This window comes from Pseudomonas sp. dw_358, from assembly GCF_018449655.1.
GTDB lineage: Bacteria > Pseudomonadota > Gammaproteobacteria > Pseudomonadales > Pseudomonadaceae > Aquipseudomonas.
On the sequence record NZ_JAAVUX010000001.1, the window covers coordinates 735,249 to 762,244 of the forward strand.

At 58.3% G+C, this 26,996-nt stretch carries 21 protein-coding genes, 2 tRNA genes and 4 pseudogenes; 16 read left to right on the forward strand and 11 right to left on the reverse strand.

Annotation, left to right across the window (positions count from 1 at the left end):
• Position 1: 1 nt before the first annotated feature.
• A complete protein-coding gene (locus tag HB675_RS03350) occupies positions 2-775 on the forward strand; it encodes a divergent polysaccharide deacetylase family protein (RefSeq protein WP_213875663.1) in 774 nt (257 codons plus the stop codon).
• A 48-nt stretch (positions 776-823) separates the two neighbouring features.
• Here HB675_RS03350 and HB675_RS03355 read toward each other — a convergent pair whose 3' ends face one another.
• The 7 genes from HB675_RS03355 to HB675_RS03385 all read right to left on the reverse strand — a co-directional run bounded on the left by HB675_RS03355 (position 824) and on the right by HB675_RS03385 (position 6,544).
• Complete coding sequence (locus HB675_RS03355) at positions 824-1,585, reverse strand: ABC transporter substrate-binding protein (RefSeq protein ID WP_213875664.1); 762 nt, start codon at positions 1,583-1,585, stop codon at positions 824-826.
• A 106-nt stretch (positions 1,586-1,691) separates the two neighbouring features.
• Positions 1,692-2,462: an imidazole glycerol phosphate synthase subunit HisF gene (hisF, locus tag HB675_RS03360; protein ID WP_213875665.1), complete on the reverse strand. Its 771-nt coding sequence runs from the start codon at positions 2,460-2,462 to the stop codon at positions 1,692-1,694.
• Between the two features lie 10 nt (positions 2,463-2,472).
• Complete coding sequence (gene hisA, locus HB675_RS03365) at positions 2,473-3,210, reverse strand: 1-(5-phosphoribosyl)-5-[(5-phosphoribosylamino)methylideneamino]imidazole-4-carboxamide isomerase (protein ID WP_213875666.1); 738 nt, start codon at positions 3,208-3,210, stop codon at positions 2,473-2,475.
• Positions 3,211-3,247: 37 nt separating this feature from the next.
• Positions 3,248-3,502, reverse strand: coding sequence for a DUF2164 domain-containing protein (locus HB675_RS03370; RefSeq protein WP_213875667.1), 255 nt, complete (start codon positions 3,500-3,502; stop codon positions 3,248-3,250).
• On the reverse strand, positions 3,502-4,140 hold the full coding sequence (gene hisH, locus HB675_RS03375) for an imidazole glycerol phosphate synthase subunit HisH (RefSeq protein WP_213875668.1): 639 nt from the start codon (positions 4,138-4,140) through the stop codon (positions 3,502-3,504). The genes HB675_RS03370 and hisH overlap by 1 nt, the downstream gene beginning before the upstream one ends.
• Positions 4,140-4,733, reverse strand: coding sequence for an imidazoleglycerol-phosphate dehydratase HisB (gene hisB / locus HB675_RS03380; RefSeq protein WP_213875669.1), 594 nt, complete (start codon positions 4,731-4,733; stop codon positions 4,140-4,142). Before hisB ends, hisH begins: the two co-directional genes overlap by 1 nt.
• 161 nt (positions 4,734-4,894) lie before the next feature.
• Entirely contained in the window at positions 4,895-6,544 is a 1,650-nt protein-coding gene (locus tag HB675_RS03385) for an OFA family MFS transporter (RefSeq protein WP_213875670.1), read from the reverse strand.
• A 365-nt stretch (positions 6,545-6,909) separates the two neighbouring features.
• On the opposite strand from HB675_RS03385, the gene HB675_RS03390 reads away from it, so the two are divergent.
• From HB675_RS03390 to HB675_RS03420, 7 genes are all read left to right on the forward strand, one after another.
• Entirely contained in the window at positions 6,910-9,141 is a 2,232-nt protein-coding gene (locus HB675_RS03390) for an AsmA family protein (protein ID WP_213875671.1), read from the forward strand.
• A complete protein-coding gene (gene mutY / locus HB675_RS03395; protein ID WP_213875672.1) occupies positions 9,138-10,202 on the forward strand; it encodes an A/G-specific adenine glycosylase in 1,065 nt (354 codons plus the stop codon). The genes HB675_RS03390 and mutY overlap by 4 nt, the downstream gene beginning before the upstream one ends.
• Positions 10,202-10,474 (forward strand): oxidative damage protection protein, encoded by a 273-nt coding sequence (locus HB675_RS03400; RefSeq protein WP_213875673.1) that lies wholly within the window; start codon positions 10,202-10,204, stop codon positions 10,472-10,474. The genes mutY and HB675_RS03400 overlap by 1 nt, the downstream gene beginning before the upstream one ends.
• Positions 10,475-10,566: 92 nt before the next feature.
• A tRNA-Phe gene (locus HB675_RS03405) sits at positions 10,567-10,642 on the forward strand.
• Between the two features lie 174 nt (positions 10,643-10,816).
• Positions 10,817-11,620 (forward strand): 2OG-Fe(II) oxygenase, encoded by an 804-nt coding sequence (locus tag HB675_RS03410; RefSeq protein ID WP_213875674.1) that lies wholly within the window; start codon positions 10,817-10,819, stop codon positions 11,618-11,620.
• A 228-nt stretch (positions 11,621-11,848) separates the two neighbouring features.
• Positions 11,849-12,661: a glycosyltransferase gene (locus HB675_RS03415; protein ID WP_213875675.1), complete on the forward strand. Its 813-nt coding sequence runs from the start codon at positions 11,849-11,851 to the stop codon at positions 12,659-12,661.
• A 75-nt stretch (positions 12,662-12,736) separates the two neighbouring features.
• Positions 12,737-13,057, forward strand: a complete 321-nt coding sequence (locus tag HB675_RS03420; RefSeq protein WP_213875676.1) for an NIPSNAP family protein — start codon at positions 12,737-12,739, stop codon at positions 13,055-13,057.
• A gap of 185 nt (positions 13,058-13,242) precedes the next feature.
• Here the strand turns inward: HB675_RS03420 and gabP are convergent, their stop codons facing one another.
• A complete protein-coding gene (gabP, locus tag HB675_RS03425; RefSeq protein WP_213875677.1) occupies positions 13,243-14,637 on the reverse strand; it encodes a GABA permease in 1,395 nt (464 codons plus the stop codon).
• A gap of 463 nt (positions 14,638-15,100) precedes the next feature.
• On the opposite strand from gabP, the gene HB675_RS03430 reads away from it, so the two are divergent.
• The 7 genes and pseudogenes from HB675_RS03430 to HB675_RS03460 all read left to right on the forward strand — a co-directional run bounded on the left by HB675_RS03430 (position 15,101) and on the right by HB675_RS03460 (position 22,467).
• Positions 15,101-15,856 carry a transporter substrate-binding domain-containing protein gene (locus tag HB675_RS03430; protein ID WP_213875678.1) on the forward strand — a complete coding sequence of 252 codons (756 nt, stop codon included), beginning with the start codon at positions 15,101-15,103 and terminating at the stop codon, positions 15,854-15,856.
• Complete coding sequence (locus HB675_RS03435; RefSeq protein WP_213875679.1) at positions 15,853-17,109, forward strand: methyltransferase; 1,257 nt, start codon at positions 15,853-15,855, stop codon at positions 17,107-17,109. The genes HB675_RS03430 and HB675_RS03435 overlap by 4 nt, the downstream gene beginning before the upstream one ends.
• A gap of 244 nt (positions 17,110-17,353) precedes the next feature.
• A tRNA-Thr gene (locus HB675_RS03440) sits at positions 17,354-17,429 on the forward strand.
• Between the two features lie 162 nt (positions 17,430-17,591).
• A pseudogene (locus tag HB675_RS03445) lies at positions 17,592-18,910 on the forward strand (integrase arm-type DNA-binding domain-containing protein).
• A gap of 928 nt (positions 18,911-19,838) precedes the next feature.
• Positions 19,839-20,816: an integrase domain-containing protein gene (locus HB675_RS03450; RefSeq protein WP_213875680.1), complete on the forward strand. Its 978-nt coding sequence runs from the start codon at positions 19,839-19,841 to the stop codon at positions 20,814-20,816.
• A complete protein-coding gene (locus HB675_RS03455; protein WP_213875681.1) occupies positions 20,813-21,088 on the forward strand; it encodes a hypothetical protein in 276 nt (91 codons plus the stop codon). Before HB675_RS03450 ends, HB675_RS03455 begins: the two co-directional genes overlap by 4 nt.
• Positions 21,089-21,423: 335 nt before the next feature.
• Complete coding sequence (locus HB675_RS03460) at positions 21,424-22,467, forward strand: DUF2806 domain-containing protein (RefSeq protein ID WP_213875682.1); 1,044 nt, start codon at positions 21,424-21,426, stop codon at positions 22,465-22,467.
• 287 nt (positions 22,468-22,754) lie between these two features.
• Here HB675_RS03460 and HB675_RS03465 read toward each other — a convergent pair whose 3' ends face one another.
• From HB675_RS03465 to HB675_RS03475, 3 genes and pseudogenes are all read right to left on the reverse strand, one after another.
• Positions 22,755-24,794, reverse strand: coding sequence for a hypothetical protein (locus HB675_RS03465; RefSeq protein WP_213875683.1), 2,040 nt, complete (start codon positions 24,792-24,794; stop codon positions 22,755-22,757).
• A 578-nt stretch (positions 24,795-25,372) separates the two neighbouring features.
• Positions 25,373-25,664, reverse strand: a pseudogene (locus HB675_RS03470) (type II toxin-antitoxin system RelE/ParE family toxin).
• A pseudogene (locus HB675_RS03475) lies at positions 25,654-25,893 on the reverse strand (type II toxin-antitoxin system RelB/DinJ family antitoxin). The pseudogenes HB675_RS03470 and HB675_RS03475 overlap by 11 nt, the downstream one beginning before the upstream one ends.
• Positions 25,894-26,761: 868 nt before the next feature.
• Here HB675_RS03475 and HB675_RS03480 point away from each other — a divergent pair.
• Positions 26,762-26,996 (forward strand): annotated as a pseudogene (locus HB675_RS03480) (phage infection protein); the annotation flags it as partial.

Consider the following 26,996-nt stretch of genomic DNA (forward strand, 5'->3'; position numbering starts at 1 on the left):
CATGCGCGCGCTACTGCTTGCGCTGTTGTTGATGGGCCTGACGACGACCGCACACGCGGCGCCGTCAGGGTCGGCTTATTTCACCCTGATCATCGACGACCTGGGGCAGAACTTGCCTCGGGATCGCCGCGCCCTGGACTTGCCGGGGCCGGTCACGCTCGCGGTGATGCCGGATACGCCCCACGCCGCCGAGTTCGCCGGCGAAGCCAACAAGGCCGGCAAGACGGTGATCATCCATATGCCCATGGACCCCGCCACCGGTCCGTTCGCCTGGCACCCGGACCTGCCCCAGGCCGAGTTGCAGGCCCGCCTGGAGGCCGCGATCAAGGCGGTACCCTACGCCGTCGGTCTGAACAACCATGAAGGCAGCCGCATGACCTCCCGGCCTGACGCCATGGGTTGGTTGATGGCGTCCTTGCAAGCCCACGATCTGTTCTTTGTCGACAGCCGCACCAGCCCGAAAACGGTCGGCGCGGCCAAAGCCCAGGCAGCGGGCGTGCCCAGTGTTTCGCGGGATGTGTTTCTCGATGACGTGCGCACGCCGGAAGCGGTGGCCAAACAGCTGCAAACGGCCATTAGCATCGCTCGCAAACATGGCTCGGTGGTGGTAATTGGGCATCCCTATCCGGTGACGCTGGACCTGCTGGAGAAGCAATTGCCGGGGCTCAAAGCCCAAGGCGTCGACTGGATATCGATTCAGCAGATGATCGCCGAGCGCGGCAATCGGGCGACGGCGGCCCATGGGAAGGATGGAGAATACCCGGCCAGCCCTTGAGGCCAGCTCAATCATCTGCACCCACGCGCTCTGGGGGCGGCGGCGCGATTACAAATACTTCGCCATCACCTGATCCACAAATCCATCCGCACGCATGGCATCCAGTGCCTTCTGCAAGCGGGTAACCACCTCGTCCGGGGTGTCCTTGTTGATGGCCAGGTACAGCTGATCACTGTTGAACCGCAGCACAGTCTTGAGGTGCCCTACGCCTTCGAGCCTGGCCAGGTAACGCCCTGACGGGTCGCCGGTGGCCCACAGGTCAATCTCGCCGCTTTGCAGCTTCTTTGCGTTGTCCTGGTCGCGCAGGGCAACCACCGGTTCGAAACCCTTGGCGGCCAAGGTCACGGCAATGACGTCGCCCTTGTAGGCGCCGATCTTCTTGTGCCGCGCCTGTTCCAGATTGTCCAGAGTCAGCTTGCTGTCGTCCCGCGCCAGCATGATCCAGTCATCCGGCCCGATAGGCCCGACCCATTTGAACGCGCTTTCACGCTCGGCATTGCGCGCCGTGACGAACACACCGCAGTTGGGGTTTTGCAGAGCCAGCTTGTAGATACGATCCCAGGGGAAGCGCAGGGTCATGTTGTAGGCAATGCCGGCGCGCTTGAACATTTCGCGTACGATATCGGCAGCGATGCCACTGATATTTTCTTCCTGAGCGAAGTTCTTGCCCCCCGCCGCCATGTTGTAGGGCGGGAAGTTTTCGGTAAGCAGCACCATCGAATAATCGGCAGGCACCTCGGCAGCCTGGGTGCCACCGGCGATGCTCAGGCACAAGCTTGCCATACTGGCCAACAACAAGCGCTTCAACATGGGCTTCGCCTCCATAACAGTCATGGAACCAAGCTTGCACAGGCTGCTGGCCAGAGTCCAGCAAAACATCAAGGCACTATGCCATCATCTTGACGGACAAACGTCTTTAACGCACCACGATCCCCTGATGCGCCATGAACGCCTTGGCTTCAGGGACCGTGTAATCGCCAAAATGGAAAATACTCGCCGCCAGCACCGCGCTGGCGCCACCCTGCAGCACGCCGTCGGCCAGATGCTGCAAGTTACCGACACCACCCGACGCAATCACCGGGATACCCAGAGCATCGCTGATGGCGCGGGTCACACCCAGGTCGAAGCCGTTCTTCATGCCGTCCTGGTCCATGCTGGTGAGCAGGATCTCACCAGCGCCCAGGCCTTCCATCTTCATCGCCCACTGCACGGCGTCCAGCCCGGTAGGCTTGCGCCCGCCGTGGGTGAAAATCTCCCAGCGCGGCGTCTCGCCCGGCCCGGACACCTTCTTCGCATCGATGGCCACGACGATGCATTGGGAGCCGAAACGGGCAGCGGCCTCGCCGACAAACTCGGGGTTGAACACTGCGGCCGTGTTGATCGAGACCTTGTCGGCGCCGGCGTTGAGCAGGTTGCGGATGTCCTGCACGGTGCGCACGCCGCCGCCTACGGTCAGCGGGATGAACACTTGGCTGGCCATGCGCTCGACGGTGTGCAACGTGGTGTCACGGCCATCGACGCTGGCGGTAATGTCGAGAAAGGTGATTTCGTCGGCACCCTGCTCGTCGTAACGCCGGGCAATTTCTACCGGGTCGCCGGCGTCGCGGATGTTCTCGAACTTTACGCCCTTGACCACACGGCCGTTGTCCACGTCCAGGCAAGGGATGATGCGTTTAGCCAGCGCCATGCTCGGTTCCTCAGCCTTTGTAAGCGTCGCATAAAGCCTGAGCTTCGGCGACGTCCAGGGTGCCTTCATAGATAGCTCGGCCGGTGATTGCGCCGATGATGCCCGGGGCCTTGGCATCGAGCAGGGCCTTGATGTCGCCCAGATTGTGGATGCCGCCGGAGGCGATCACCGGAATGCGCGTGGCCGCAGCCAGAGCGGCGGTGAAAGGCACGTTGCAGCCCTGCATCATGCCGTCCTTGGCGATGTCGGTGTAGACGATGGCACTGACGCCATCGGCCTCGAAGCGCTTGGCGAGGTCAATGACCTGCACCGAGCTGACTTCGGCCCAGCCGTCGGTGGCGACGAAACCGTCCTTGGCGTCGAGGCCGACAATGACCTTGCCCGGAAAGGCGCGGCAGGCTTCGGCGACAAATTCAGGCTGTTTGACCGCCTTGGTGCCGATGATGACGTAGCTGACGCCCGCCTTGACGTAGTGCTCGATGGTTTCCAGCGAGCGAATCCCGCCGCCGATCTGGATCGGCAGGTGCGGATAGCGTTTGGCGATGGCGGTGACCACTTCACCGTTGACCGGCTGGCCTTCGAACGCACCGTTGAGGTCGACCAGGTGCAGGCGCCGGCAACCGCCATCCACCCACTTGGCGGCCATGCTCACTGGGTCATCGGAAAACACCGTCGAGTCTTCCATACGGCCTTGGCGCAGACGCACGCAAGCGCCGTCCTTGAGATCGATAGCGGGGATAATCAGCATCGTTGAAACCTGTCGAATTCAGTCAGCGTGGCTCGAGTCAGTCTTTCTCGAGGGCCCAGAGGTCACTTTCGATGCTCTCGAAACGCTCCTTGAGGTGCGCTTGAACATCGAAGATCGCCCGATTGTAGTAGTGCGGCGCGATTTCGCGGGTGAACAGCTCGAGCACTTCCAGGGCTTCGAAAGAACCCAGGTCGAGGTCGAAACGATCAGCCATGAAGCGCTTGATCTTGTGTGCCGCTTCGCTTTCCTGCTCGCTGGTGAGCGTCAGGATCGGCGGCTTGGCCTTGGCCATTACCAGCGCCCGTCCCAGGCGGCAAAGTTCTGCAACAGTTGCAAGCCGTGAGTGTGGCTCTTCTCTGGGTGGAACTGCACGGCAAAGCGCGAGCCTTCAGCCAGCGCGGCGGCGAAGTCCAGGCCGTAGTGGCCGCGACCGACCACCTGGCTCGGCTTGCCGGACTCGATGTAATAGCTATGCACGAAATAAAAGCGCGCCAAGTCCGGAATGTTGTGCCAAAGCGGGTGATCCACGGCCTGCTGCACTTCGTTCCAGCCCATGTGCGGCACCTTCAGGTGGGCGCCGTCCTCGAAGAGGTCTTTGCCGAAGAAGCGCACCTTGCCGGGAAACAGGTCGATGCAGTCGACGCCCGCGCTTTCTTCGCTGTGCTCCATCAAGGCCTGCATGCCGACGCAGATACCGAGGAACGGGCGGTTCTGGCTGACTTCGCGCACCAGCGTGTCGAAGCCCAGGCGCTTGATTTCGGCCATGCAGTCGCGGATAGCGCCGACGCCGGGGAACACCACACGGTCGGCTTCGCGGATCACGGTGGCGTCACTGGTGATCAGGACCTTGCCCGCGCCCACGTGCTCCAGGGCCTTGGCCACCGAATGCAGATTGCCCATGCCATAGTCGATTACCGCGACGGTCTGCATTACAGCACGCCCTTGGTCGACGGCATCTGCCCGACCATGCGCGCATCGCGCTCGATGGCCATGCGCAGCGCGCGGCCGAAAGCCTTGAACACGGTTTCGATCTGGTGGTGGGTGTTGTGCCCGCGCAGGTTGTCGATGTGCAGGGTGACATTCGCATGGTTGACGAAACCCTGGAAGAACTCCTGGAACAGGTCCACGTCGAAACCGCCCACGGAGGCGCGGGTGTAAGGCACGTGCATCTGCAGGCCAGGACGGCCAGAGAAGTCGATGACCACGCGGGACAAGGCTTCGTCCAGCGGCACGTAGGCGTGACCGTAGCGGTAGATGCCTTTCTTGTCGCCGATGGCCTGGGCAAAAGCCTGGCCCAGGGTGATGCCGACGTCTTCCACGGTATGGTGGTCGTCGATGTGCAGGTCGCCCTGGCATTCGATGTCGAGGTCGATCAGCCCGTGACGGGCGATCTGGTCCAGCATGTGCTCAAGAAAGGGCACGCCGATGGCAAATCGGGCCTTGCCAGTACCATCCAGGTTGATCGAGGCTTTGATCTGGGTTTCCAGAGTGTTGCGCTCGACGGACGCCTTACGTTCGACCATCACCAGCTCCGCAAATCATTGGGCGAAAAGGCGATCATTATAGGCGTGTGGGCAGGAAACAGGAACCTCGGAGTCGGGACGGGCTGTGTCGGCCTCTTCGCGAGCACGCTTTGCTCGCGAAGAGGCCGGCAGCGATTTGATGGACTGCCGGCCGACTTTTCCTAATGAAACAGCACCGCCGTCTTCGCCAGTGTCACCGAAATCCCCCAGGCCAGCGGAATGCCCACCGCCAGCCAGGCGGCGATCACCAACGGCTTGCTGCCAGGCGCCGCGCTCCACTCCAGCGAGGTGGAACCATCGCTGCCCTTGTCATGCCCCAGCGCCTGCTCGGCCTTGAGCTCGGCATCGGTCATGAAGTACTTGTCGGCCACCGGCCTTACCAGCAGGTTGCAGACAAAACCCAGCGCCAGCAGACCGGCAAGGATGTACAGGGTGATGTCATAGGCCGCCGCGCGGTCCACGCCGTGGCTCAGCTGATATTCGCGCAGGTAGTTGACCAGCACTGGACCGAGCACGCCGGCCGCTGCCCAGGCTGTCAGCAGACGTCCGTGAATGGCACCGACCATCTGCGTGCCGAACAGGTCCGCCAGGTAGGCCGGCACAGTGGCGAAACCACCGCCATACATCGACAGCACCACACAGAACGCCGCCACGAACAGACCGATCTGGCCCATGTGACCGAGGTTGGGCACCAGCGCGTAGAGGATCACCCCCAGCACGAAGAACACGAAATAGGTGTTCTTGCGCCCGATGTAGTCAGAAAACGACGCCCAGAAGAACCGGCCACCAATGTTGAACAGGCTCAGCAGCCCGGTGAAACCGGCCGCCAGTGCGGCAATGGCCTTGAGTTGCTCCGGCGCCAGCTGGGTGAACGGCAGATCGGAGCCCAGCAACTTGCCACCAAAGACTTCCTGCAACAGTGGCGACGCCATGCCGAGAATGCCGATACCGGCCGAAACGTTAAGGCACAGCACCAGCCATACCAGCCGGAACTGAGGGGTTTTCCAGGCCACGCTGACGTGCACGTGACGGCTGGTGATCATCGCGTTGGCGACTTTCTTCACCGGCGCAATCCAGCCTGCAGGCTTCCAGCCGGTGGGCGGTACGCGATAGGACAGAGCGCCGCCGACCATGAAGATGAAGTAGATCACCGCCATCACCACGAAGCTCTGCCATACACCGACGTCGCCGGGCGCGGCGAAATGGCTCATGAGTCCGGTGGCCAAGGGGGCGCCAACCATTGCGCCGCCGCCGAAGCCCATGATTGCCATGCCCGTGGCCATGCCGCGCTTGTCCGGAAACCATTTGATCAGGGTCGACACCGGCGAAATGTAGCCCAGGCCCAAACCGATCCCGCCAATCACGCCGCTGCCGATCCACATCAGCCAGATCTGGTGGGTATAGACCCCCATCGCTGACATCAGCAGCCCGCCGCACCAGCACAAGGCCGACACCACACCGGCCTTGCGCGGCCCGGCGTGTTCCAGCCAGCCGCCCCAGATGGCCGCCGAGCAGCCCAGGAAGATGAAGAACAGGGTGTAGATCCAGCCCAGCATCGAAATCGGCCAATCACAACTGGATGAGACCATCTGATTGAAGAAACCCATGTCTTTCGGGCACTCGGTACCGATGGCCTTGGACAGCGGCAGCCAAAACACTGAAAAGCCATAGGCCATGCCGATACACAGGTGGATGGCCAGGGCGGCCGGGGGAACCAGCCAGCGGTTGAAGCCTGGCTTGGCGATGATCCGCTCCTTGGACAGAAACGCGGGCTCTGCGGCCGTTGCGTTCGCTGCTGAGATACTGCTCATTGTTATGAACCTCGTTGGTAGTAGTCGCACGGGAGCCTTGGGCGCCTATGGCGTGGCGCTCTCGGGCCGTTGCTCGCGTTATCGGCAGGCCTGACCAAAACGCGACGAAAAGTCGCATCCAGACACGCAAGCGCCTAAAGATTAACATTTGGAAAGGAAAAGAAAGCGGTTTGCCAGCATTTGTATGCATTCGAACACAGAGGCGTTACTGCACGTGTGATCGGCCACGCTGAGGGCTCGTGGAAATATCCGGATACAGGAAGCCCGTTCCTATGCGACGCTGGCCGCGAGCCAGTAGCCCATTCGTCGATGGCACGGCGCTATACTCCTCCGCTAACTCTGATTTCGGACTAAAGGACTCGCCTATGAAAGCGTTCGGCAAAATCCTGGGGCTTTGTGTTCTCGGGCTGTTGCTGATCATCGTGGCTTTGGGCTTTGCCCTGACCCACCTGTTCGATCCCAACGATTACAAGGATGAAATCCGCCAACTGGCGCGGGATAAAGCACGTGTCGAACTGACGCTCAATGGCGACATCGGCTGGAGCCTCTTTCCCTGGCTGGGACTTGAGTTGCACGACGCGAGCGTGGCGACGTTGAACAATCCGAAGCAACCCTTTGCCGATCTGCAAATGCTCGGGCTGTCGGTACGGGTGCTGCCGCTGCTGCGCCGCGAAGTGGAAATGAGCGATATCCGCGTCGAAGGCCTCAACCTGACCTTGACCCGGGATGAAAATGGCCACGGCAACTGGCAGGACATCGGCAAGCCTCTGGCCCCACCCGCGCCGCCCGTGGCCACTCCCGGCGCGCCGCAATCCGCTCCCGCCCCGGCCCCACCCAAAGCCGAAAGCAGCTCGCGGGTGGTCAAGCTGGATATCGACAGCCTGACCATCAACAATGCCTCGGTGCATTACAGCGACGTCAAGACCGGTCAGGACTTCACCGCCGACAGCATCCAGCTGAGTACCGGTGCCGTGCACGAAAACAGTGACATCCCGGTCAAACTGACGGCCTTCCTTGGTACCAACCAGCCCGTGCTGCGCGCCCGTACCGAGTTGGCCGGCGAGCTGCGCCTGGACCGCAAGACCAAACGCTACCAGTTCGAAGACATGCGCCTGTCCGGCGACGTCTCGGGCGACCCGCTGCAAGGCAAGACCGTGACCATTTCCGCCCAGGGACAACTGCTGCTGGACCTGGCCGCCAACGTCGCCGAATGGAGTGGCCTGAAGTTCTCGGCCAACCAGCTGCGCGCCCTGGGCGAGCTGAATGTGCGCAACCTCGACAGTGACCCGCAGTTGACCGGTGGCCTGTCCATTGCTCAATTCGACCTGCGCACCTTCCTCGAAAGCGCCGGGCAGACCCTGCCGGCCATGGCCGCCGCCGACAGCCTGCGCAGCGTCGAACTGGTCGGCCGTCTGCAAGGCAGCAAGAACAGCCTGGCGCTGGAAGACCTCAACCTCAAGCTCGACGGCGGCACTTACAGAGGCAGCGTCGCTGTGTCGGACTTCAGCAAGAAAGCCCTGCGCGTGCAGTTGCAGGGTGACAAGCTGGACGCTGACCGCTACCTGCCCCCGCGCAGTGCCAATGCTGCCAGCGCCGAAGCCGCACGCCACAGCGAAGTGCAGCAGACCGAAGCCGGTGCCGTGGCGGGTGCGGGCACCGGACCGCTGCCAGACAAGCCCAGCCACCTGGCCTGGAGCGACGACCGCCTGCTGCCGATTCAACTGCTGCGCGACCTCGACCTGCAAACCGACCTGAGCCTGGGGCAATTGACCCTGCAGCAGCTGCCGATCCAGAACGCCGCCCTTCAATTGGAAGCCAGCGGCGGCCTGCTGACCCTCGAACAGCTGTCCGGCGGCCTGTACAACGGCAGCTTCAAGACCCAGGGCCTGCTGGACGTACGCCCCGAGCAACCACTGCTGGCGATCCAGACCCACCTGGACCGCGTGCCCGTGGAGCGCTTCCTCAAGACCCGCACGCCCAACCCGCCGGTGACAGGCCTGTTGACCCTCAACAGCGACCTGCAAGGTCGCGGCAACAGCCAGAAAGCCCTGATCGACAGCCTCAACGGCACGGCCGACTTCGCCATCGACAACGGCGTGCTGGTCAACGCCAATCTGGAACAACAGTTGTGCCAGGGCATTGCCATGCTCAACCGCAAGGACCTCACCAGCCCGCCACGGGGCAAGGACACGCCTTTCCAGCAGCTCAAAGGCAGCCTGGTGTTCAACAACGGCGTTGCCAGTAATCAGGACTTCACCGCCAGCATTCCCGGGGTAACCATCAACGGCAACGGCGATATCGACCTGCGGGTCCTGGGCATGGACTACCGCCTCGGGGTGGTGTTGCAGGGCGACCAGGGCGACACGCCGGACCCGGCCTGCCAGGTCAACGAGCGCTACATCGGCCTGTCCTTCCCGCTGCGCTGCCGTGGCCCGCTGGAACTGGGCGCCAAGGCCTGCCGGGTGGACAAGGAAGGCTTGACCCAACTGGCCGCCAAGACCGCCGCCGAGCGGATCGGTGACAAGATTCAGGAAAAAATCGGAGACAAAGTGAGTCCGGAATTGAAAGACGCCATCAAGGGGCTGTTCAAGCGATGAGCCCCGAGCAGTTCTCAAGCTCGGTATTGAGCTGGTTCGACCACAACGGCCGCCACGACTTGCCGTGGCAGCGCGATATCAACCCGTACCGGGTCTGGGTCTCGGAAATCATGCTGCAACAGACCCAGGTCAGTACCGTGCTGGGTTATTTCGACCGCTTCATGGACGCCCTGCCCACCGTCGAGGCCCTCGCGGCCGCACCGGAAGACGAAGTGCTGCACCTGTGGACCGGGCTGGGCTACTACACCCGCGCCCGCAACCTGCAGAAGACCGCGCAGATCGTCGTCGAGCGCCATGCCGGCGAGTTTCCCCACAGCGTCGAACAACTGATCGAGCTGCCGGGTATCGGCCTGTCCACCGCCGGCGCCATTGCCAGCATCAGCATGGGCCTGCGCGCGCCGATCCTCGACGGCAACGTCAAACGCGTGCTGGCCCGGTTCAGCGCCCAGGAAGGCTATCCCGGCGAACCCAAGGTGGCCAAGATGCTCTGGGCCACCGCCGAACGCTTCACACCGCAGCAGCGGGTGAACCACTACACTCAGGCGATGATGGACCTGGGCGCGACGCTTTGCACCCGCACCAAGCCAAGCTGCCTGCTCTGCCCGCTGGAAAAGGGCTGCGAAGCGCACCTGCTCGGCCTGGAGACCCGCTACCCGATTCCCAAACCGCGCAAGGCGGTGCCTCAGAAGCGCACCCTGATGCCGATGCTGGCCAATCAGGACAACGCCATTCTTTTGTACCGTCGGCCCTCCAGCGGCCTCTGGGGCGGCTTGTGGAGCTTGCCGGAGCTCGATGACCTGGCCGATCTCGAACACTTGGCCATCCAGCACTCCCTGGGCCTGGGCCAGCCGCGCCAGCTGGCCGGTCTGACCCACACCTTCAGCCACTTCCAGCTGGCCATCGACCCTTGGCTGGTGCGGGTCGAGGAGTCGGCCCAGCACGTGGCCGAGGCCGACTGGCTCTGGTATAACCTCGCCACCCCGCCGCGCCTGGGCCTGGCCGCCCCGGTCAAGAAGCTGCTCAAACGCGCGGCCGATGCCTTGAATGCAGGAGAGCTGTGATGACCCGCACCGTGATGTGCCGCAAGTACAAAGAAGAATTGCCCGCCTTGGAGCGCCCACCCTACCCCGGCGCCAAAGGCGAAGACATCTACCACCACGTCTCGCAGAAAGCCTGGGCCGACTGGCAGAAACACCAGACCCTGCTGATCAACGAGCGCCGCCTGAACATGATGAACGCCGAGGACCGCAAATTTCTCCAGGCGGAAATGGACAAGTACCTCAGCGGCGAGGATTACGCCAAGGCCGAAGGCTACGTGCCGCCGTCCGAATAACCGGGTCAAAACGTAAGCGACGGTATTAATTATAATTTTTTTTGATCTCGCGCTTGACGACCCCTTAAAAAACCAGTTTAATGCGCCCCGTTGCCCAGATAGCTCAGTCGGTAGAGCAGGGGATTGAAAATCCCCGTGTCGGCGGTTCGATTCCGTCTCTGGGCACCAAAACAGCTAAACCCCTGATTCCGCGAGGATTCAGGGGTTTTTTGTTTGTGCCGTTAAAACACGGCTCAGGTAACACCCTTGGCACCGTCAAGTACCTCACCGGCAAGACGCCATGAAAGCACTGGGTTATTGTTCCGCCCAGCTTGCACATTCAATGAACTGCCGGAAGCTGCGATGACCCACCACACCTATACCCTGCCCATTGCCCTGACACCAGAGCTCGATCTGAGCATCGATGCGGCCACAGCCATGGGCGCCTCGTTGGCCGAGCCCTATCAGCAGGCCACGCCCTTTCCCCACGTCGTCATCGACAACTTCCTGCCGGACGAGCTGATCGCGCGCCTGTGCGCCGACTTTCCAGTGGACCCCACTGCGGATGAAACCCTTTACGAACGTGGCTACAAGGGCCAGCTCAAGCGCCAGATCAACCCCAACCATTGCAGCCCCTGGTTGCGCAGCGTGTTCGCCGTCTTCAACAGCGCCCCCATGCTCAACCTGATGGAAAGGCTGACGGGTATCGAAGGGCTGATCCCGGACCCCTATTTTGTCGGCGGCGGCCTGCATGAAACCCGCGCGGGAGGCTTTCTCGGGGTGCATTCGGATTTTCGTCTGAACAAGAAGCTCAAGGTGCAGCGGCGCATCAACGCCATCATCTATCTGAACCCGGACTGGGAAGAAAGCTATGGCGGCCACCTGGAGCTCTGGGACAAGCCCATGACCCGCTGCCTGGAGAGGGTGCTTCCGGTTTACAACCGCTGCGTGATCTTCAACACCGACGAAGACAGCAACCACGGCCATCCAGAGCCGCTGACCTGCCCACCAGACCGCTCCCGCCGCTCCATCGCGCTGTACTACTACACCGCCAGCCCCGCCGAGGTCGACCCCAACCAGCGCCACAAGACCCACTACAAGCCACGGCCCAAAGACCTGCTGAGCTTCAAGTACCACCTGAGCAAACTGTTGCGGAAAAAGCGCTGACGCCGCGCTCTTTACTTAATACTGACAATTCTTTTACAGCCGGCCTATATAAGCCACACTTTCTTACAATTTTTTGCACTCCCTTCACCTATTTACGACAATCGCGTCTTTATTCTGAAATGACTTGATGGGTAATCTCTCGCCAACCTCTCTCTTCCCACTCAACCGTGGTGAGTGGTGTCACGCCGAGATAAATCCAACGCCTCACTTTCAGTCGAGATGCCGATCATGCTGCGTTCTCCCTCAGACGAGCTCAACTTCAGTATTGTACTGGTTAATTACAAATCGCTTGAACTTACACAGACGTGCCTGACACTTTTGCATGAAAAGTTACAGGGCGCTTACGTACCCGTCTATGTAGTGGACAATGATTCCAACGACGCCAGCACCGAGTACCTGCGCACCCTGAGCTGGATCACCCTGATCGAGCGCGCCGCCGAGGCAGGCGAAACCGGGACCGTGGCCCACGGCCGCGCGCTGGACCTGGCCTTGAAACATATCGAAACAGAATATGTATTTCTTTTGCATACTGACACTTTCATACATGACTTCCATGTATTCGAGCTGATGCTGGCTTTCTGCAATGGTTCTTCCAAAGTCGCTGCCGTCGGCTGCCTTGAACAACTGGACCGCGGCCTGCCGCGAACGCTCTGGCGCCTGTCTTCGCGCTTTGCCAAACACTATTATCGGCGCACTGCTCGCGCGCTGGGCGTCATGGCAAGACCGCCAAAGCCTTATAAAGAAACCCACTTGAAAAGTTTCTGCGCCGTCTGGAATGTAAGGATCATGAAACAACACGGCCTGCACTTCCAGATGGACGAACGGTGTCCCGGTTATGCGCTGCAAGACCGAATGATCGAACTGGGCTATTGCGTCAAATTCCTTTCGCCACGCACCGTGTTCCGCTATCTCGATCACGTCCAGAGCGGCACCGTCTCCGCCCAGGGCGGCTATGGCACCCAGCATCGCCGTGCAGACATCTACAGGCAGCAAATGGAAACCTACAAATCCACCCGCCCGATCGCCACACCTCGGCCCTGAGGCGCATTGACAGCAGAGCGCTTCACGCCTTGAATCACTGCGGTTACCTATCCGCCTATCGTCGAGGAACGCTCTGTGTATTACGAAATCCGCACCTATACCTTCAAGCCCTCCCGCGCCCCGCAATGGCTCGCCCTCTACAAGGCCGAAGCCCTGCCTATCCAACTGGAGCTGCTGGGTACGCTGGTGGGCTTCTTCACCACCGAGATAGGCGACATCAACCAAGTGGTACACATCTGGGGCTACGAGAGCCTGGACGACCGTGTAGCGCGCCGTGACCGCATGGCCGCCGACCCGCGATGGCAAGCCTGGGGCAAAAAAGTCCGCGAGCTGGACCTGACGGTGAAAATGGACACGCGCATCATGCGCCCGACGGATTTCTCGCCGCTGAGATAACCTCCATAGCGGACACGCCCCACTCCCGGCAGGCCCGAGCTTCCTCGGAAAGGACGCCCCGCGACCTGACCGCCCTGCAGTGCCGGCCGGCCCCCGAGCAAGCTCGGCCCTACAGGCCAGGAAGCCCGCACCCACAAAAAAGGCCGCTGTCATTCCTGACGGCGGCCTTTTCATTTACACAGGGTTCAACGACCCATCACCGCCACACCCGGCTTGGCGCCCTTGCGACGACGATCCACCAGCAAGCCGGCAGCCACCACTACGATGGTCAGCAGGCCCGTGGCGAGAATCTCCACCCGATGGTCAGGACGAATCGCCATGATCGTCAGCACCGCCACGATGAAGGCAATCACCGCCCAGGTCAGGCCCGGGAACAGCCACATCTTGAAGGCAATCTTTTCGCCGTTGGCGGTGCGCTTGTGGCGCATGCGCAGTTGCGATATCGCGATCACCAGATACACCAACAGCGCGATGGCGCCCGAGCTGGCCAGCAGGAAGTCGAACACTTCGGCCGGGGCCACGTAGTTGGCGAACACGGCCACGAAAGCCGCCGCCGTCGACAGCAGGACCGCGACAATCGGGGTGCCGGCAGCCGAGGTGCGCTGGGCCATGGACGGCGCGTCACCACGCTTGCTCAGCGAGTAGAGCATGCGCGAAGCGGTGTACAGCGCCGAGTTCAGGCAACTGGTCACGGCAACCAACACCACCACGTCCACAATCATCTTGGCGTTCGGGATACCGATCAGGTTCAGCACGGTCTGGTAGGAGCCCAGCTGCGGCAGACGGCCGTCATTCCACGGCACCAGCGCCACGACCAGGAAGATCGACACGAGGTAGAACAGGAAGATCCGCCAGATCACCGAGTTGGTAGCCTTGCTGATCTGCTGGCCCGGATCCTTGGATTCGGCGGCGGCGATGGTCACGATCTCGGTGCCCATGAAGGAGAACATCGTGGTCAGCATGGCCGCGATCACCGCCCCGATCCCGTTGGGCATGAAGCCCTGGGTGTCGACGATATGGCTGACACCACTGACCTGGCTACCTGGCACCAGGCCAAACACGGCGGCGGCGGCCAGAATGATGAAGGCGACAATGGCAATCACCTTGATCAAGGCGAACCAGAACTCGAACTCGCCGTAGTTCTTGACGCTGAACAGGTTAGTCGCGGTCAGCACCAACGTAATCACCAGGGTAAACACCCATACCGCGATCCCGGGGAACCAGGCATGCAGGATGCCGGCTGCCGCATTGGCTTCCAGTGGAATCACCAGCACCCAGAACCACCAGTACAACCAGCCGATGGTGAAACCCGCCCAGTGCCCGATCGCACGGTCGGCGTAGGTAGAGAACGAACCGGTGTCCGGAGACGCCACCGCCATTTCAGCGAGCATGCGCATCACCAGCACCACCAGGGTACCGGCAGCCGCGTAGGCCAGCAGAACGGCGGGGCCGGCTTCAGCAATGGCGTGGCCAGAGCCCACGAACAGGCCCGCGCCGATCACGCCGGCGATGGAGAGCATCGTGACATGGCGCTGCTTGAGCCCCTGCCCGAGGTTATTCGAATTATGAGTACCGCTCATTTGGCTACCTTTGCGAGGAAAAGCGTTAGTTCGGCAGGGATTTCAACCGTCGTTCGAGGAAAGAAACATCCCGTTGCAGATAATTTACGCAAATTCTGCGCCAAAATGCTTCATAACCCGACGAACGCACCGAAATAGCTCTAGCCCCCGCTTACAGCAAACCCTTGAAAGAAATAGATTTTTGCTAGCAACTTGCAAAGGGCTACCGATCTACCCGAAAATGCGCACTAATCGCGCACCAATATGTTGCACTGGTAACACCCAGGCACAACTTGAGTGCAACCTATGGGTACAACCAAAGCCTGCATTTCGCCATCAGAAGGCGCAACCCAACTCATTTTCCACGCCCCGCAAACCTCTCCTGTCCGATGCCTGTCCAAGTCATTCACGCCCCTGTGCGCCCGGCTGCCCAGGCCTTACCATGCACCCTCGATTCGCCTCGTCCTCCTTCGGAGCACCACGGATGTACAAACCCACCCTGACTTCACTGGCCCTCATCGCCGCCCTGCTCTTGAGCAACGGCGCCAGCGCAGTCGAGACGTTGAAAATGGGCATGGAAGCCGATCACCTCCCTTTCAACGGCAAAGACGCCAGCGGCCAGGTCGTGGGCTTCGACGTCGACATCGGCAACGCCCTGTGCGCGAAAATGAAAGTGCAATGCGAGATTGTCACCGCCGATTGGGACACCCTGATCCCGGAACTCAATGCCGGCCAGTTCAACTTCCTGATGTCGTCGCTGCCCATCTCCCCCGAGCGCCTGCAAGTGGTCGACTTCACCGACCCCTACTACTCCGTCAAGCTGGAACTGGTGGCTGCCAAAAGCAGCGCCATCAGCATCGACAAGGCCGCGCTCGCCGGTAAAGTCATCGGCGCCCAGCGTGGCACCGCCGCAGGCAAGTGGCTGCAGGACAACGTCAGCGACCAGACTGCCGTCATGCTCTTCGACACCCAGGAAGACGCCTACCAGCAAATGGTCAACGGCAGCCTCGACGCCGTGCTCAGCAACAAATACGTCAACTATGAATGGCTGAAAAGCGTCGCCGGCAAGGACTACGAAGCCAAGGGCGACGCCGTGGGCGACGGCAACAAGATCGGCATCGCCCTGCGCAAGGGCGACCCGCTGCGCGACAAGCTCAACACCGCCCTGCACGAATTGATCGTTGATGGCACCTACAAGAAGATCAACGACCGATACTTCCCCTTCAACATCCTGCAATGAGCCAGCCCGCTACCCTCCAGGGCGAGCAAATGCTGGCTCGCTTTGCCGCCCTGAACGAATTTCTGCTGGCACACCAGGCACTGTGGCGACCGCGCCCCTTCACCTATCGAGTACTGCCTTGGGAGCACAGCCATCCCGAACTGGGTGAATGGCTACGCAAACGGACGCTGGAGGATGCCGAACAGGCCCAACTCGACCCCTACAGTGTTGTAGCGCCCCTACCCTATCCCCAGCTGGCTGAACAAGCCCGTCAGCTCGCCGCGCTCGGCGGGTTATCCACAGCGCCTCCGCACCTCGCCGCGCCGCGACTCAACGTCGACGTGCCAGGCCGCAAATGGCAGCAGATCGAAGCGTTCGCCGCCCACCTGCCGTTCCGCGAAGGCACCGCTCACTGGCTCGACTGGTGCGCCGGCAAAGGCCACCTCGGCCGCCGCCTGCTGGCCCCCGGCCAACAGCTGACCTGCCTGGAATACGACCCCAACCTCGTCGCCGCCGGCAGTGCCCTCAGCCAGCACCACCAGTTGAGTGCCCACCACCTCCAGCAAGACGTCATGGCCGCCGACGCCAGGCAGCACGTGCACGCCCATCACACCCCCGTCGCCCTGCACGCCTGCGGCGACCTCCACGTGCGCCTGATCGAACTCGCCAGCCAGGCCCGCTGCCCGCAACTGGCCATTGTCCCCTGCTGCTACAACCGTATCGGTCACAGCCACTACCGCCCCCTCAGCCGCCCCGCCCAAGCTTCCGAACTGACCCTGGACCTCCTCGACCTCAGTCTCCCCGCCAGCGAAGCCGTCACCGCCGGCGCCCGCGTGCGCCGCCAACGCGACCAGTCCATGGCCCGCCGCCTGGGCTTCGACGTGCTGCAACGACAACTGCGCGGCCTCGACGACTACCTGCCCACCCCGTCACTGCCCAGCACCTGGCTGGACAAACCCTTCGCCGCCTACGGCCGCGACCTCGCCGCCCTCAAGGCACTGGACACCTCCGGCGTCTCGCAACGCGACTGGGACCACTTTCAACAGGCAGGCTGGCAACGCCTGGCGCAAGTCCGCAACCTGGAGCTGCTGCGCAACCTGTTCCGCCGCCCGCTGGAGCTGTGGCTGGCACTGGATCGTTGCTTGATGTTGCAGGAAAACGGCTACGACACCGAGCTCGGCACCTTCTGCCCCGCGACCCTCACACCCCGCAACCTGATGATCCGCGCCCAACGCCAACCTGTGGATAACTCTGTGCGTAAAGTTTTGGAATAAGCCCGTAAACCGGGGGCTAACGCCTGATTTTTCAGCAGGTCATTTTTTGTTCATATTTTAAACGGCATGAAAAACAGCAGGTTGGGGTGAAGGTGAGAATTTCTCACCATTTCATGATCGAGCGGGTATGCGGCAAGACCCATTGTGCATAAGCGCCAAGGACGGGGGCTGCAGCGCGGGTAGAAAAAGTTTGCGGGAGGGGTTTACTCGGGTGAGTGAATGGCTATAATCAGCGCCCTCACATGCCGGTATAGCTCAGATGGTAGAGCAACTGACTTGTAATCAGTAGGTCCCGGGTTCGATTCCTGGTGCCGGCACCATTTGAGGTTCCAGAGAAGGCTTTCAAAATCTCTGGAACCCTTGAAAAACCCGCCTTCTGGCGGGTTTTTTCGTTTTGGCGTTCCGTCGGATTCCGGTGGCAGCTAGTGAGAATAAGGATAGATTTAAGGATACCTACCAATTCGATATTGGAAAGTACCCTTATGGCCAGGACCACAGCTCCCTCACTGACACCGCCTGCCGTACAGCCAAACACCGCGAGCGCGAGTACAAGCTCTTCGACGGCGACGGCCTCTACCTTCTCGTACAGCCCAACGGGCGCAAAGGCTGGCGGCTTAGGTATGTGAAGCCCGATGGCCGCGAAGGGCTCACTGCCCTCGGCAGTTACCCGGTAGTGGGATTAGCCGACGCGCGCCGCAAACGGCTTGAACTCAAACAGCAGGTCGCCAACGGCATTGATCCCATCCAATTCAAGCAACAGGCCAAGACTCAAGCCGTGATCAATGGGCGTACCTTCGAAAGTGTCGCGCTCGATTGGTATGCCGGCATGGTGCCCAAGTGGGCGCCGGGCCACGCCAAAACTGTGCTCAGCCGGTTGAAGACCCACGTATTCCCAATCATCGGCGCCAAGGCAATCGTCGAGCTCGATACCCACGATCTCATGCAGCCACTGGAGGCGGTGACAAAGCGTGGCACCATCGACGTCGCGCTCAGGATCAAGAACTACCTGCAAAGCATCATGCGCGAGGCCAAGCGCCTTCGGCTGATCACGGCGAATCCAGCGCACGACCTGGATGGCGCAGTCAAGGCGCCACGGGTGACCCATCGTCCCGCACTACCCTTATCGCGACTACCAGAACTACAGGCGCGTATCGATGGCTATAAAGGCCGGGCTCTCACCCGGCTGACAGTGATGCTGTCGCTGCACGTGTTCGTGCGCTCCAGCGAACTGCGCTTCGCACGGTGGAACGAGTTCGACCTCAAGCGCGGCATCTGGGAGATCCCCGACACCCGCCCGGCGCTGGACGGCGTACCCTTTTCCACACGGGGTACAAAGATGGCCGGTGATATCCATCTTGTACCCTTATCGCCACAAGCGGTGGCCTTGCTGGAGCAGATCCACACGATCACCGGCAAATTCGACCTGGTGTTTGCCGGCGACGCCAAGCCATGGAAACCGATGTCCGAGAACACAGTGAACGCTGCTTTGAGGACGATGGGCTACGACACCAAAGTGGACATCTGCGGCCACGGCTTTCGCTCCATGGCGTGCAGCGCGCTGATCGAGTCCGGGTTGTGGTCGGAGACGGCCATCGAGCGGCAGATGAGCCACAAGGAACGCAACAATGTGCGCGCCGCATATATCCACAAGGCCGAGTTCCTTGAAGAGCGACGGATGATCATGACTTGGTGGAGCCGGTTTCAGGAGGCGAACCGCGAGGAGCATGTGACGCCGCATGAATTTGCCAAGCAGTCGGGCGAGAACGTTACGCGCATTCGCAGTGCCAGGTGGGCCGAGTAGCCTGCCGCCCCACCGCTGCAAACCCGCTGTGAAGTTACACGCCGCGCCGCATGAAGCTCCTCCGCGCGGGTCCTTTTAAACGGGGCTGCAAAGCCGCCCCGTTTAAAAGGACCGACCGTTGAAAAATACGGCTGGCACAGCTAAGCGTCTGTGAAAATCCAACATTGTCCACCGGATGATAGTTTTATCCACAGGCGCTAATTATCTGAAATCAGGCCGCTTGACGACTTTTGTCCACAGGCGTAAACCAGAAATTGCAAGCGCTGCCGAGGCAGCAGAATGTGGCCAGAAACCTGAAAGGTCACGCCCATCGTGAGGCGGTTCATCCCAAGTACGATTCGCGTCCGGTAGCTCGTACGGTCACTACCCATGTGATGGATGCCTACTTAACATCGTTGCCACTGCGGCAATCACCCTACCCTCCTGCCCAGCAGCAACCTACCCGCTTGGCCATTTCGTGTGCGCCAACCCTTTGCCCGTCTCTTTCTCCAGGAAAGAGACGGGCGCTCCTACCACTGCTGCAGCCCATATAGAACGTGGCTTTGCCGCAACCCTCCTCGTGACAATCGGCGTGACAAACCCCGAAGTCACTAGCAACAGCGATGTAGATGATGGTGCCGCAGACCATGGATTGGACTGCACCTGGCTGACAGCCAGGCATGCCCCGGTCACCACATAGCTGCCTTCACCCGACTCAGGATCTCGCGGCGCTGGTTTCGTCAGCCGACGCAGCCTCCACCCGCCCACCGGTATCGGTGCTCAGGAGGCCAGATCAGGAGATGCCCATGCTCCCGGCCGTAAGGAGCCGCAAGTCCAGCGTTAAAGGACATCCCCACAGCCCGCAGGGGCCTTGATCCCTGATAACACTCAGCATTCTTGGCGGGATGACGTGGGGCAGAACTGGAGAAACGGGTAGGAGGTGTACGACATGGCATTAGTGGGTAGACGCGATGGTCGTAATTTCGGCTACGGCAGACAATTGAGCTACGCGGGGCCGCAGGCGCTGAAAGACATGTTTGGCAGCGGCCACTACGGCACGCTCAAGGCGCACAGTGACCGGTGGCGGGCATTCGTGAAGTGGTGCCGGTCTGAAGCGGGGCCCGGGGTCAACGATGCGCGGCAGATCAACTGCCAGGTGTTGTCGAACTATGCCGCATACCTTCGCGGCCTTGTTGAGCACGGCAACCTAGCTATCAGCACTGCGCAAAACCGGCTATCCAGCGTTAATAGGACCATGGCAGCGCTTCGCGGTGATCAGTATGTGAAAGTGCCAAGTCCGAGCAAGGCGTTGGGTATGCAGCGCATCGGGGTTCGTCAATCGATGCCGCAGGGCCAAGATCGCGAACACATACAGCGAATAGTCGAGGCGCTTTGCAGCCGCCAACATCCAAGGGCCGCGGCGATCGTGCAATTGGCACGAGCCACCGGTATGCGTTTTGAGGCCATCTTGGCTGACCTGCCACGGTTGAGCCGCGAAGCTGAAAGCTTAGCCAAGATCAACATTCAGGACGGCACAAAAGGCGGCCGCGCCGGTGCATCAGCACCTCGCTGGATTATGGTGGACGACCATATTCGTGGCGCGCTTGAGTTTGCGAAGCAGGTGTCGCCTGCTGGTAGCCGGAACTTGATTGCTCAGAACGAAGACTACTTGACCATTCTGCAGGAAATTGTCCGGCCCTCACGCGACACCATTCATGCACACAACCTCAAAGGCTTCCATGAGCTACGAGCGGCGTATGCGTGTGGGCGCTACGAGCAAATTACCCAACATCGCGCACCTATCAACGGTGGTGAATGTTACCAGTTGAATCCGCGCCTTGATCGAGCGGCCCGGGTGCAGATCGGCTATGAACTGGGGCACGGTCGGATCGATGTGGTCGCTGCCTATATCGGAGGACGGACATGAGTAAGCCATTCGATATGGGGCTGTTTTTGGCTGGCGTGCTGACCGGGTCGCGCGCAACGCGGCAACGTCATGTGCGCGAGGCGAAGATCATCCAGGTTGCAATCGCAGAGCGCTGGCATCGGGAAAATCCTTGGACTTGGCAAAAGAAGCATGTGGTGTGGTTTTTTGAGAATCGCTTGAGCGAACACAGTCAGGCCACACAGTATTACTATGTGCTGACGGTCCGGCTGCTAGCGCGACGTCTAGAAACGTCGTGGGTTTTCAAGCTCTGATGGGGACCTGATCCTGAAAATCATGATCGGCTGCAATCGGCCAGAAGCGGTCGTTCACGACAGACAGCTTTCGACCCATAGCCGACGGTGAGAGCTGCTGTTCGCAAAGGCCGTCGATTCATCAACAGGCTGCTTGCGGCTGGAACCTCGCCGGAAAGTAGCCTGAGCCCTACCCACTCATATCATTTAGTTGTTAAAGTGAAGCTTGCAGGTTCATCTAGAATTTCAAACAGGCATCTCGGACAGGCCTCCACGTGCCCCAGATGCAGCCATTGTTAGGGTCGACCAGTGTCCGAAGTATGGTCGACGAATTATATTAAGCATCAGGAGTTGACATGGATTATCCTGGCGAGAAGCTTGTAATCAAACTATGGGAAACGTTAGCGGACAAAGGCATCGGCTCGCTGCTTGTACCGTGGCAGGTCGGCCGCGAGGGACGGGCAAGAAACGAAATTCGTCGACATGAAATTCTCATGCTAGCCCAAGCAGAAGCGGACGCTGCTGATATCCGGTCCAGCAAGAAACAACTTCGCTCAGACGGAGCTTTGCTACCAGCGAGCTCTGTAGATATTCTATCTGACATGGGTGAGCGCATTGAACCAACACTCGGGCTGTCGAAAGCCATAGAGTACGGCAACAGAGCTTCAGCTTCAGCAGCTGCTCGCTCAGAAATAAACGCAACGAAAGCCATAATATTTGCTGAGGAGCAACTTTCAGCCGACAAGCAAACCCCACCAGACCGTCCTGTTGATGATGATTGGCTCTTCACATGGCGCGAGCATGCAGGCAAGGTTTCTACTGAGGACCTTCAGCGGCTGTGGGGTAGCGTTTTGGCTGGTGAAGTGAAAGCACCTGGTAGGTACTCGATCCGGACGTTGGAGGTTTTAAAAACGCTCTCCAAGACTGAAGCCGAGACAATCAGTAAACTGGCAAGCTATGTCATCAACGGTTTCATTGCTCGAAATCAGAGTGTGTACTTGGAGTCCAATGGCATTTCCTTTGCCACGCTTCTAGAAATGCAAGAGTTGGGAGTGGTTTCTGGTGTTGAATCTCTTGGGCTCAAACAGACTTACGGATCAGCTGTACGAGATAAGTTCCATCGTGCCTTAATCTCTCATAACAAGGCACTCATTCTTGAGCATAACGACGCTTCTAAAACCGTCGCGCTGGAGATCTATATGCTTACCGCCGTAGGCAGACAAATACTCGAACTGGGTTCATTCGAACCTGACGCAGAGTACTTACGCCTAATCGGAAAGGAGTTTTTAAAAAATGGATTCACTGTCAGGCTCGCCGATTGGCAGAATCTAACTAATACGCAGGGCCTATATTTCAATGCGCAAGAAATTGAAGATAACGTCACTCCAGCAGGGGCTTAACTTACCAATCAATTTTTATTTTATTAATACTAAGCGTTTGCCGTTAGTTTAAGTTTAGCACTCAATTTTATTTGAGTATCAACTGCTTCCGGTCCATTTCTGCCCCCATCCAGTGGCCGCCACGAGCAGCTAAGGGTTGATCGCGGACAGTCGCGACGGATGCTTTCGACCCGTAGCGGACCTTCGTAGAAATTAATGGCCAAAGGCGAAAGGCATCACGTTGCGAAAAGATGTTATGCTCTGTAAAAGCATAACATCAAATCTTAATCTTAATCTTAATCTATCGACTACAGCAAGCCTGGAACCTTACTCAACCTAGTATAGAACCATGAATAGCTGTTTAGAAATTCATCTCGATCTATTATAGGTACAGGTTTCGCGTGCGCCTCGTAACGCCTTGCAATATTTATAGTATCCATATTCATATCAAATCTAGTTTGGTTTTTTTCAAAGGTTGGTCCGAAGTCACTCCAATTAGCTCTAAAAATAGGTTTAAGATCGGATAAGAAAAGTTCATTAATCGCCTCTTGAGGCCTGCGCCCCACAAAAAGCTGACTGGTATCCGGTTTTCCTGCGCGAGCTTTCAAGCAAGAAATTATTCGATCAGAGATCTCTTGATCATTGAAACCATACTTAAACCCCATAATAATAAGTATGAATTTCCTGAGTGCAACTTCAACTTCTGTCCGCTTTTCGAATAGCTGTGAAAGATCTAGTAAGTTGGCCTGCTCAGGCAGGGCGTCTAATGGAAGATCCCCTCTTTTAAACGGAGAGATCGATTTTTTATACTCTGCGCCATACATGACCAAAAAATCTTTAAGGTCACGAATGGCAAATTCGCCACTATCTTGGTGGACTAGGCCATATCGTACAAAGGGTATCGCCTTCTCCGGAGTTTCGCTGAGAAACTCCAAAAAGAATTTCTTATCGCCCTCTGCAAGAACTTGCAACAAATCGTATTCATCAGTATACCACCACACAAGTGACAGTAGAATATCTTTTATCGGTTGAGCGATTCTATTACGAATCGCATCGTACTGTGATTCGAAGCTTTCCCTTGTGATGGGTATTTTGCTATCGACAGGAACACCCCCCAAACTCCTTGCAACTTCGCTACAGGCTAGTCGTATCAAATAGGGATGGCCGCCATATACTATCTGTAGGTAGTCGTAACAATTTTCATCGAATATAAAGCCAGAGTATTTTCCTATTGACCTGACCATATCCCTTACGTCCGGCCGGCCGAGCGCCTCAAGATAATAAGGGACTGCCAGCTGAAATATCGGGTTCTGAATATGATCAAAGTGGGAATGCTCAACGCTTGACGGGTTTACGCCCGCAACGACGAATACTAGCCGCCCTTCTGTTTCCTGAGAAACAGAGCGGATGGTCTGCCAAAAGGGCACGAAATCTCCATCCCAGTGTTGACCAAGGCTGTTGCTGAGTCCGGGAGTTATGAATTCAATCTCATCAAAAAGCAAAGTAACTTTATCAAATAGCTTAAACCCCAAGAGCCTCTTAATCAGCCTATTGAAGCTATTTGCGGCAAAACCAGCCTCATAAACTCCTTCATCTGTGATTTTCTTGGCGTATTTAGATGATAGGGTATCACATAGACGAAACGATAACTCTTGCAAAAGCTGCCACCAACGCATGCCGTATACACCTGGTCCATGGCAATCAACATATTCTAGCAAATTTTCTTTTTCAGACAGTCTTCTTTGTAGCGCATACAACACCGAGGTTTTTCCTGTCTTGCGCAGGCCAAAAATCCCTGAGTTCTCTTTACGTGATATACGCTGTACTACTTCTTGAACAAGTGAGTCTCTTCCATAGAAATACTTGTCATGTTTTATTGGAGATGACATTCCGAAGAGATCGAAGGTGCCGATTCTTTCAGCCAGTTTTGAGCGAATAAAGAGGCTTCCGCGCTGTGGGTTTCTGAGCTCTTCTGCCTGGATTGCTACAATAATCCAATCATTCGTCTCTTTTAACAGGTCGGCAGTAGCTTCGGAGTCTCCCTCATGAACGATTAACGCTACTACCTTGTCAACCCTGTGGCGAAAGTCAGGAGACTTCGAGATATTTTCCAGATTAGTTAGAGTGCGCGCGTCAGTTTTAGTATGGGGTGAATAAAGAAGGATCACTTCTTTTTGTAGTCCGAACCGTTCTCCCACACTTTTCTTTGCATCACATAGCCACAAAAACAAGCCGCCATGCTGATTTCCGAAAGTAATATCGAAAGCCTCATCCAACGCATGCGCTAATTTTTGTTGTTCGGGATGACGACAGAAAAAACGTTCCTGCGCTTCAGGCTTCACGCCCATAAATTAGTCCCTTAACCGATATGATCGTTTTGATAAGCAGGCCGCAGCTGAGTGATGATCAATTGCCCACTCTCTTGAGTGCGTGAGCCTAGCGCTCCCCGGTATAAAAATCCATTACAAATTTCATAGATCGCCCTTGCGCTTCGCAGATAGATTCTGAGGGTAGTCCTTGCACTGAGACAGGTTGCTGCGAATAGAGTCCAATTCGTTCCAACGTCCGCTAATGGCCAATAGTGACCGTCTAGCAACGGTAGCCTTTCGTCGCTGGCTGTCGCTTACCGTAGTTTGAGAGCGAGCCCCCAGATCCAGGAAAGAATGAGAGACAGCCATGCACTCAGGGCAATCGGTCTCACTCTGGCTTTCCCCTCTATCAATGCTTAGCGAGCCTTGGGTGCCGGGATAGCTTTAGAGATAGATGGCTCATTACGACTGAATAAAATATATATAGATCATATAGTTAAAAGCTTTTTCGACTCCTGGTGCCGCCACAGCATTCCAGTGACCGCCATGGAGCTCCAACCCAAAAAACATTCCCCCATTTCCACACAGCCCGGCTCAGAGGAAGTTCCACTCACACGTCAGGCCGGTGCTAACTCAACCGCTTTGCAATAAACCAACCACCGCTGGCGCTTATCAACTGCCACCACAACCCCCATGCCTCCTGGTCGATCACCTGATAAACCAACCGATAGCCGCTGCTCCGCAGCTTGATTTTGTAGCAATCGGAAAAAACATGCAGGTGATTGGCGTCAATGCGCGGATTGATGAGGATCGTGGCCAGCTTCTTCTTGAGTTGATGGCGTACGGTATCCTCCAAGATTTGGGCCACTCTTTTAGCGCACCCGCATCGAATTCGAGACTATAGGTCATCTGGTTCTACCTTCACCCGCCGGGGGTTAGTCAGCTGCTCCCGGACTGTCGCGGTCAAGGTTTCATCGTCCTCGGTCGTCAGGACAGGCTTGAAGGGTAGTTGGCCACGCTCTGGTACTTACTGCAACGCATGACGAATCAGTTTAGAAGGGGTAACGCCGAGGTTTTCCAGCTCGTGGTAAGCACGCGCTTTGAGGTCGTCGTCGATACGGATATTGATAGATGCCAAGGGCATGGACCTCGCTGTAATGACGATTGTCGCTACATCGATGTAAAAGCCAGGCTTGGCCAAGCCTGCAAATGGTTATTTTTTACACAATTCATAGGGCTTAGGGAGCTACACACATCGCGGCATAGTGAGCGCAGCATACCGTCATAGCTTGCGGGATTCGGTTCGGTTTCAGCGAAACCTAGGCGTATGCCAGCGTTTGTCCGGTGCCGCAGTGCCGGCACTCATGCGTCATGTCCTTTGCATCGGCTCCTCCCTGGCATGCTCAGAGGCGCCACCTGCCCGCCCTACGCCCGCATGACGAATCCCCAACGTCAGATCACCTATAGCGAATGTCTTACACAGACTACCCACAATCTCCTCTATGGCACCCCCGGTTGCATCGGTAATCTAGCCCTACGAACTGAAGTAACGGATTGCTTCGGTGTCACGGATGACAAGCCATTGCAGGATGCTCCCGACAGGACGTTGGAATGGCAGACAAAGAACCCGCCTCGGCGGGTTTTTTGTTGTCAGTGTTTTTTGCCTGCAGGCTTGTGGACGATTGCAGGGCAATCTGTCGCGAGCTTCGTCTTCAAAGGGTGACCTCGGGCTGTCGATCACGCTGTATGACCGAGCTTGCTCGGGAAGACGGTACTGCGCTGCACCAGACGACACCGCGCGCCTTGATTCCCGAGCAAGCTCGGTCCTACAGAAGTTGTCACGGCCATTGCATCTACCGCAGAGGTGGTGGCGGTAAGCCATAAGATGTCCCGCAGTCATCAGTGCGGTCGATACCCACAATCATCTCAATGAAATTCTCAAAAAAACCTCGGGGCGTAGACTTCAACCCATACCCACTACACACCAGGTTACGGAGAACTTCATCATGAAAAGCCAACTCATCCTCAGCATCGCTTTCTCGGCACTCGCAGCTAATGCTTTCGCGCAGCCTTTGACTCAACCGGTTGTTCAGCATCAAGCGCCGCACAGTGTCGTCCAGCAGCTGATGGCGGAAGGCGGTTCTGATCGGGTTCTGCATCGCCTGGCTCAAGAAGGTTCGGACCGCACCCTGAACCGTCTGGCTCAAGACGGCTCGGACCGCACCCTGAACCGTCTGGCTC

What these genes read in the sequence shown, in the direction of transcription:
- HB675_RS03350 (WP_213875663.1), top strand. Translation starts at nt 2, where the DNA reads ATGCGCGCGCTACTGCTTGCGCTGTTGTTGATGGGCCTGACGACGACC.
- HB675_RS03355 (WP_213875664.1), bottom strand. Translation starts at nt 1,585, where the DNA reads ATGTTGAAGCGCTTGTTGTTGGCCAGTATGGCAAGCTTGTGCCTGAGC.
- hisF (WP_213875665.1), bottom strand. Translation starts at nt 2,462, where the DNA reads ATGGCGCTGGCTAAACGCATCATCCCTTGCCTGGACGTGGACAACGGC.
- hisA (WP_213875666.1), bottom strand. Translation starts at nt 3,210, where the DNA reads ATGCTGATTATCCCCGCTATCGATCTCAAGGACGGCGCTTGCGTGCGT.
- HB675_RS03370 (WP_213875667.1), bottom strand. Translation starts at nt 3,502, where the DNA reads ATGGCCAAGGCCAAGCCGCCGATCCTGACGCTCACCAGCGAGCAGGAA.
- hisH (WP_213875668.1), bottom strand. Translation starts at nt 4,140, where the DNA reads ATGCAGACCGTCGCGGTAATCGACTATGGCATGGGCAATCTGCATTCG.
- hisB (WP_213875669.1), bottom strand. Translation starts at nt 4,733, where the DNA reads ATGGTCGAACGTAAGGCGTCCGTCGAGCGCAACACTCTGGAAACCCAG.
- HB675_RS03385 (WP_213875670.1), bottom strand. Translation starts at nt 6,544, where the DNA reads ATGAGCAGTATCTCAGCAGCGAACGCAACGGCCGCAGAGCCCGCGTTT.
- HB675_RS03390 (WP_213875671.1), top strand. Translation starts at nt 6,910, where the DNA reads ATGAAAGCGTTCGGCAAAATCCTGGGGCTTTGTGTTCTCGGGCTGTTG.
- mutY (WP_213875672.1), top strand. Translation starts at nt 9,138, where the DNA reads ATGAGCCCCGAGCAGTTCTCAAGCTCGGTATTGAGCTGGTTCGACCAC.
- HB675_RS03400 (WP_213875673.1), top strand. Translation starts at nt 10,202, where the DNA reads ATGACCCGCACCGTGATGTGCCGCAAGTACAAAGAAGAATTGCCCGCC.
- HB675_RS03410 (WP_213875674.1), top strand. Translation starts at nt 10,817, where the DNA reads ATGACCCACCACACCTATACCCTGCCCATTGCCCTGACACCAGAGCTC.
- HB675_RS03415 (WP_213875675.1), top strand. Translation starts at nt 11,849, where the DNA reads ATGCTGCGTTCTCCCTCAGACGAGCTCAACTTCAGTATTGTACTGGTT.
- gabP (WP_213875677.1), bottom strand. Translation starts at nt 14,637, where the DNA reads ATGAGCGGTACTCATAATTCGAATAACCTCGGGCAGGGGCTCAAGCAG.
- HB675_RS03430 (WP_213875678.1), top strand. Translation starts at nt 15,101, where the DNA reads ATGTACAAACCCACCCTGACTTCACTGGCCCTCATCGCCGCCCTGCTC.
- HB675_RS03435 (WP_213875679.1), top strand. Translation starts at nt 15,853, where the DNA reads ATGAGCCAGCCCGCTACCCTCCAGGGCGAGCAAATGCTGGCTCGCTTT.
- HB675_RS03450 (WP_213875680.1), top strand. Translation starts at nt 19,839, where the DNA reads ATGGCATTAGTGGGTAGACGCGATGGTCGTAATTTCGGCTACGGCAGA.
- HB675_RS03455 (WP_213875681.1), top strand. Translation starts at nt 20,813, where the DNA reads ATGAGTAAGCCATTCGATATGGGGCTGTTTTTGGCTGGCGTGCTGACC.
- HB675_RS03460 (WP_213875682.1), top strand. Translation starts at nt 21,424, where the DNA reads ATGGATTATCCTGGCGAGAAGCTTGTAATCAAACTATGGGAAACGTTA.
- HB675_RS03465 (WP_213875683.1), bottom strand. Translation starts at nt 24,794, where the DNA reads ATGGGCGTGAAGCCTGAAGCGCAGGAACGTTTTTTCTGTCGTCATCCC.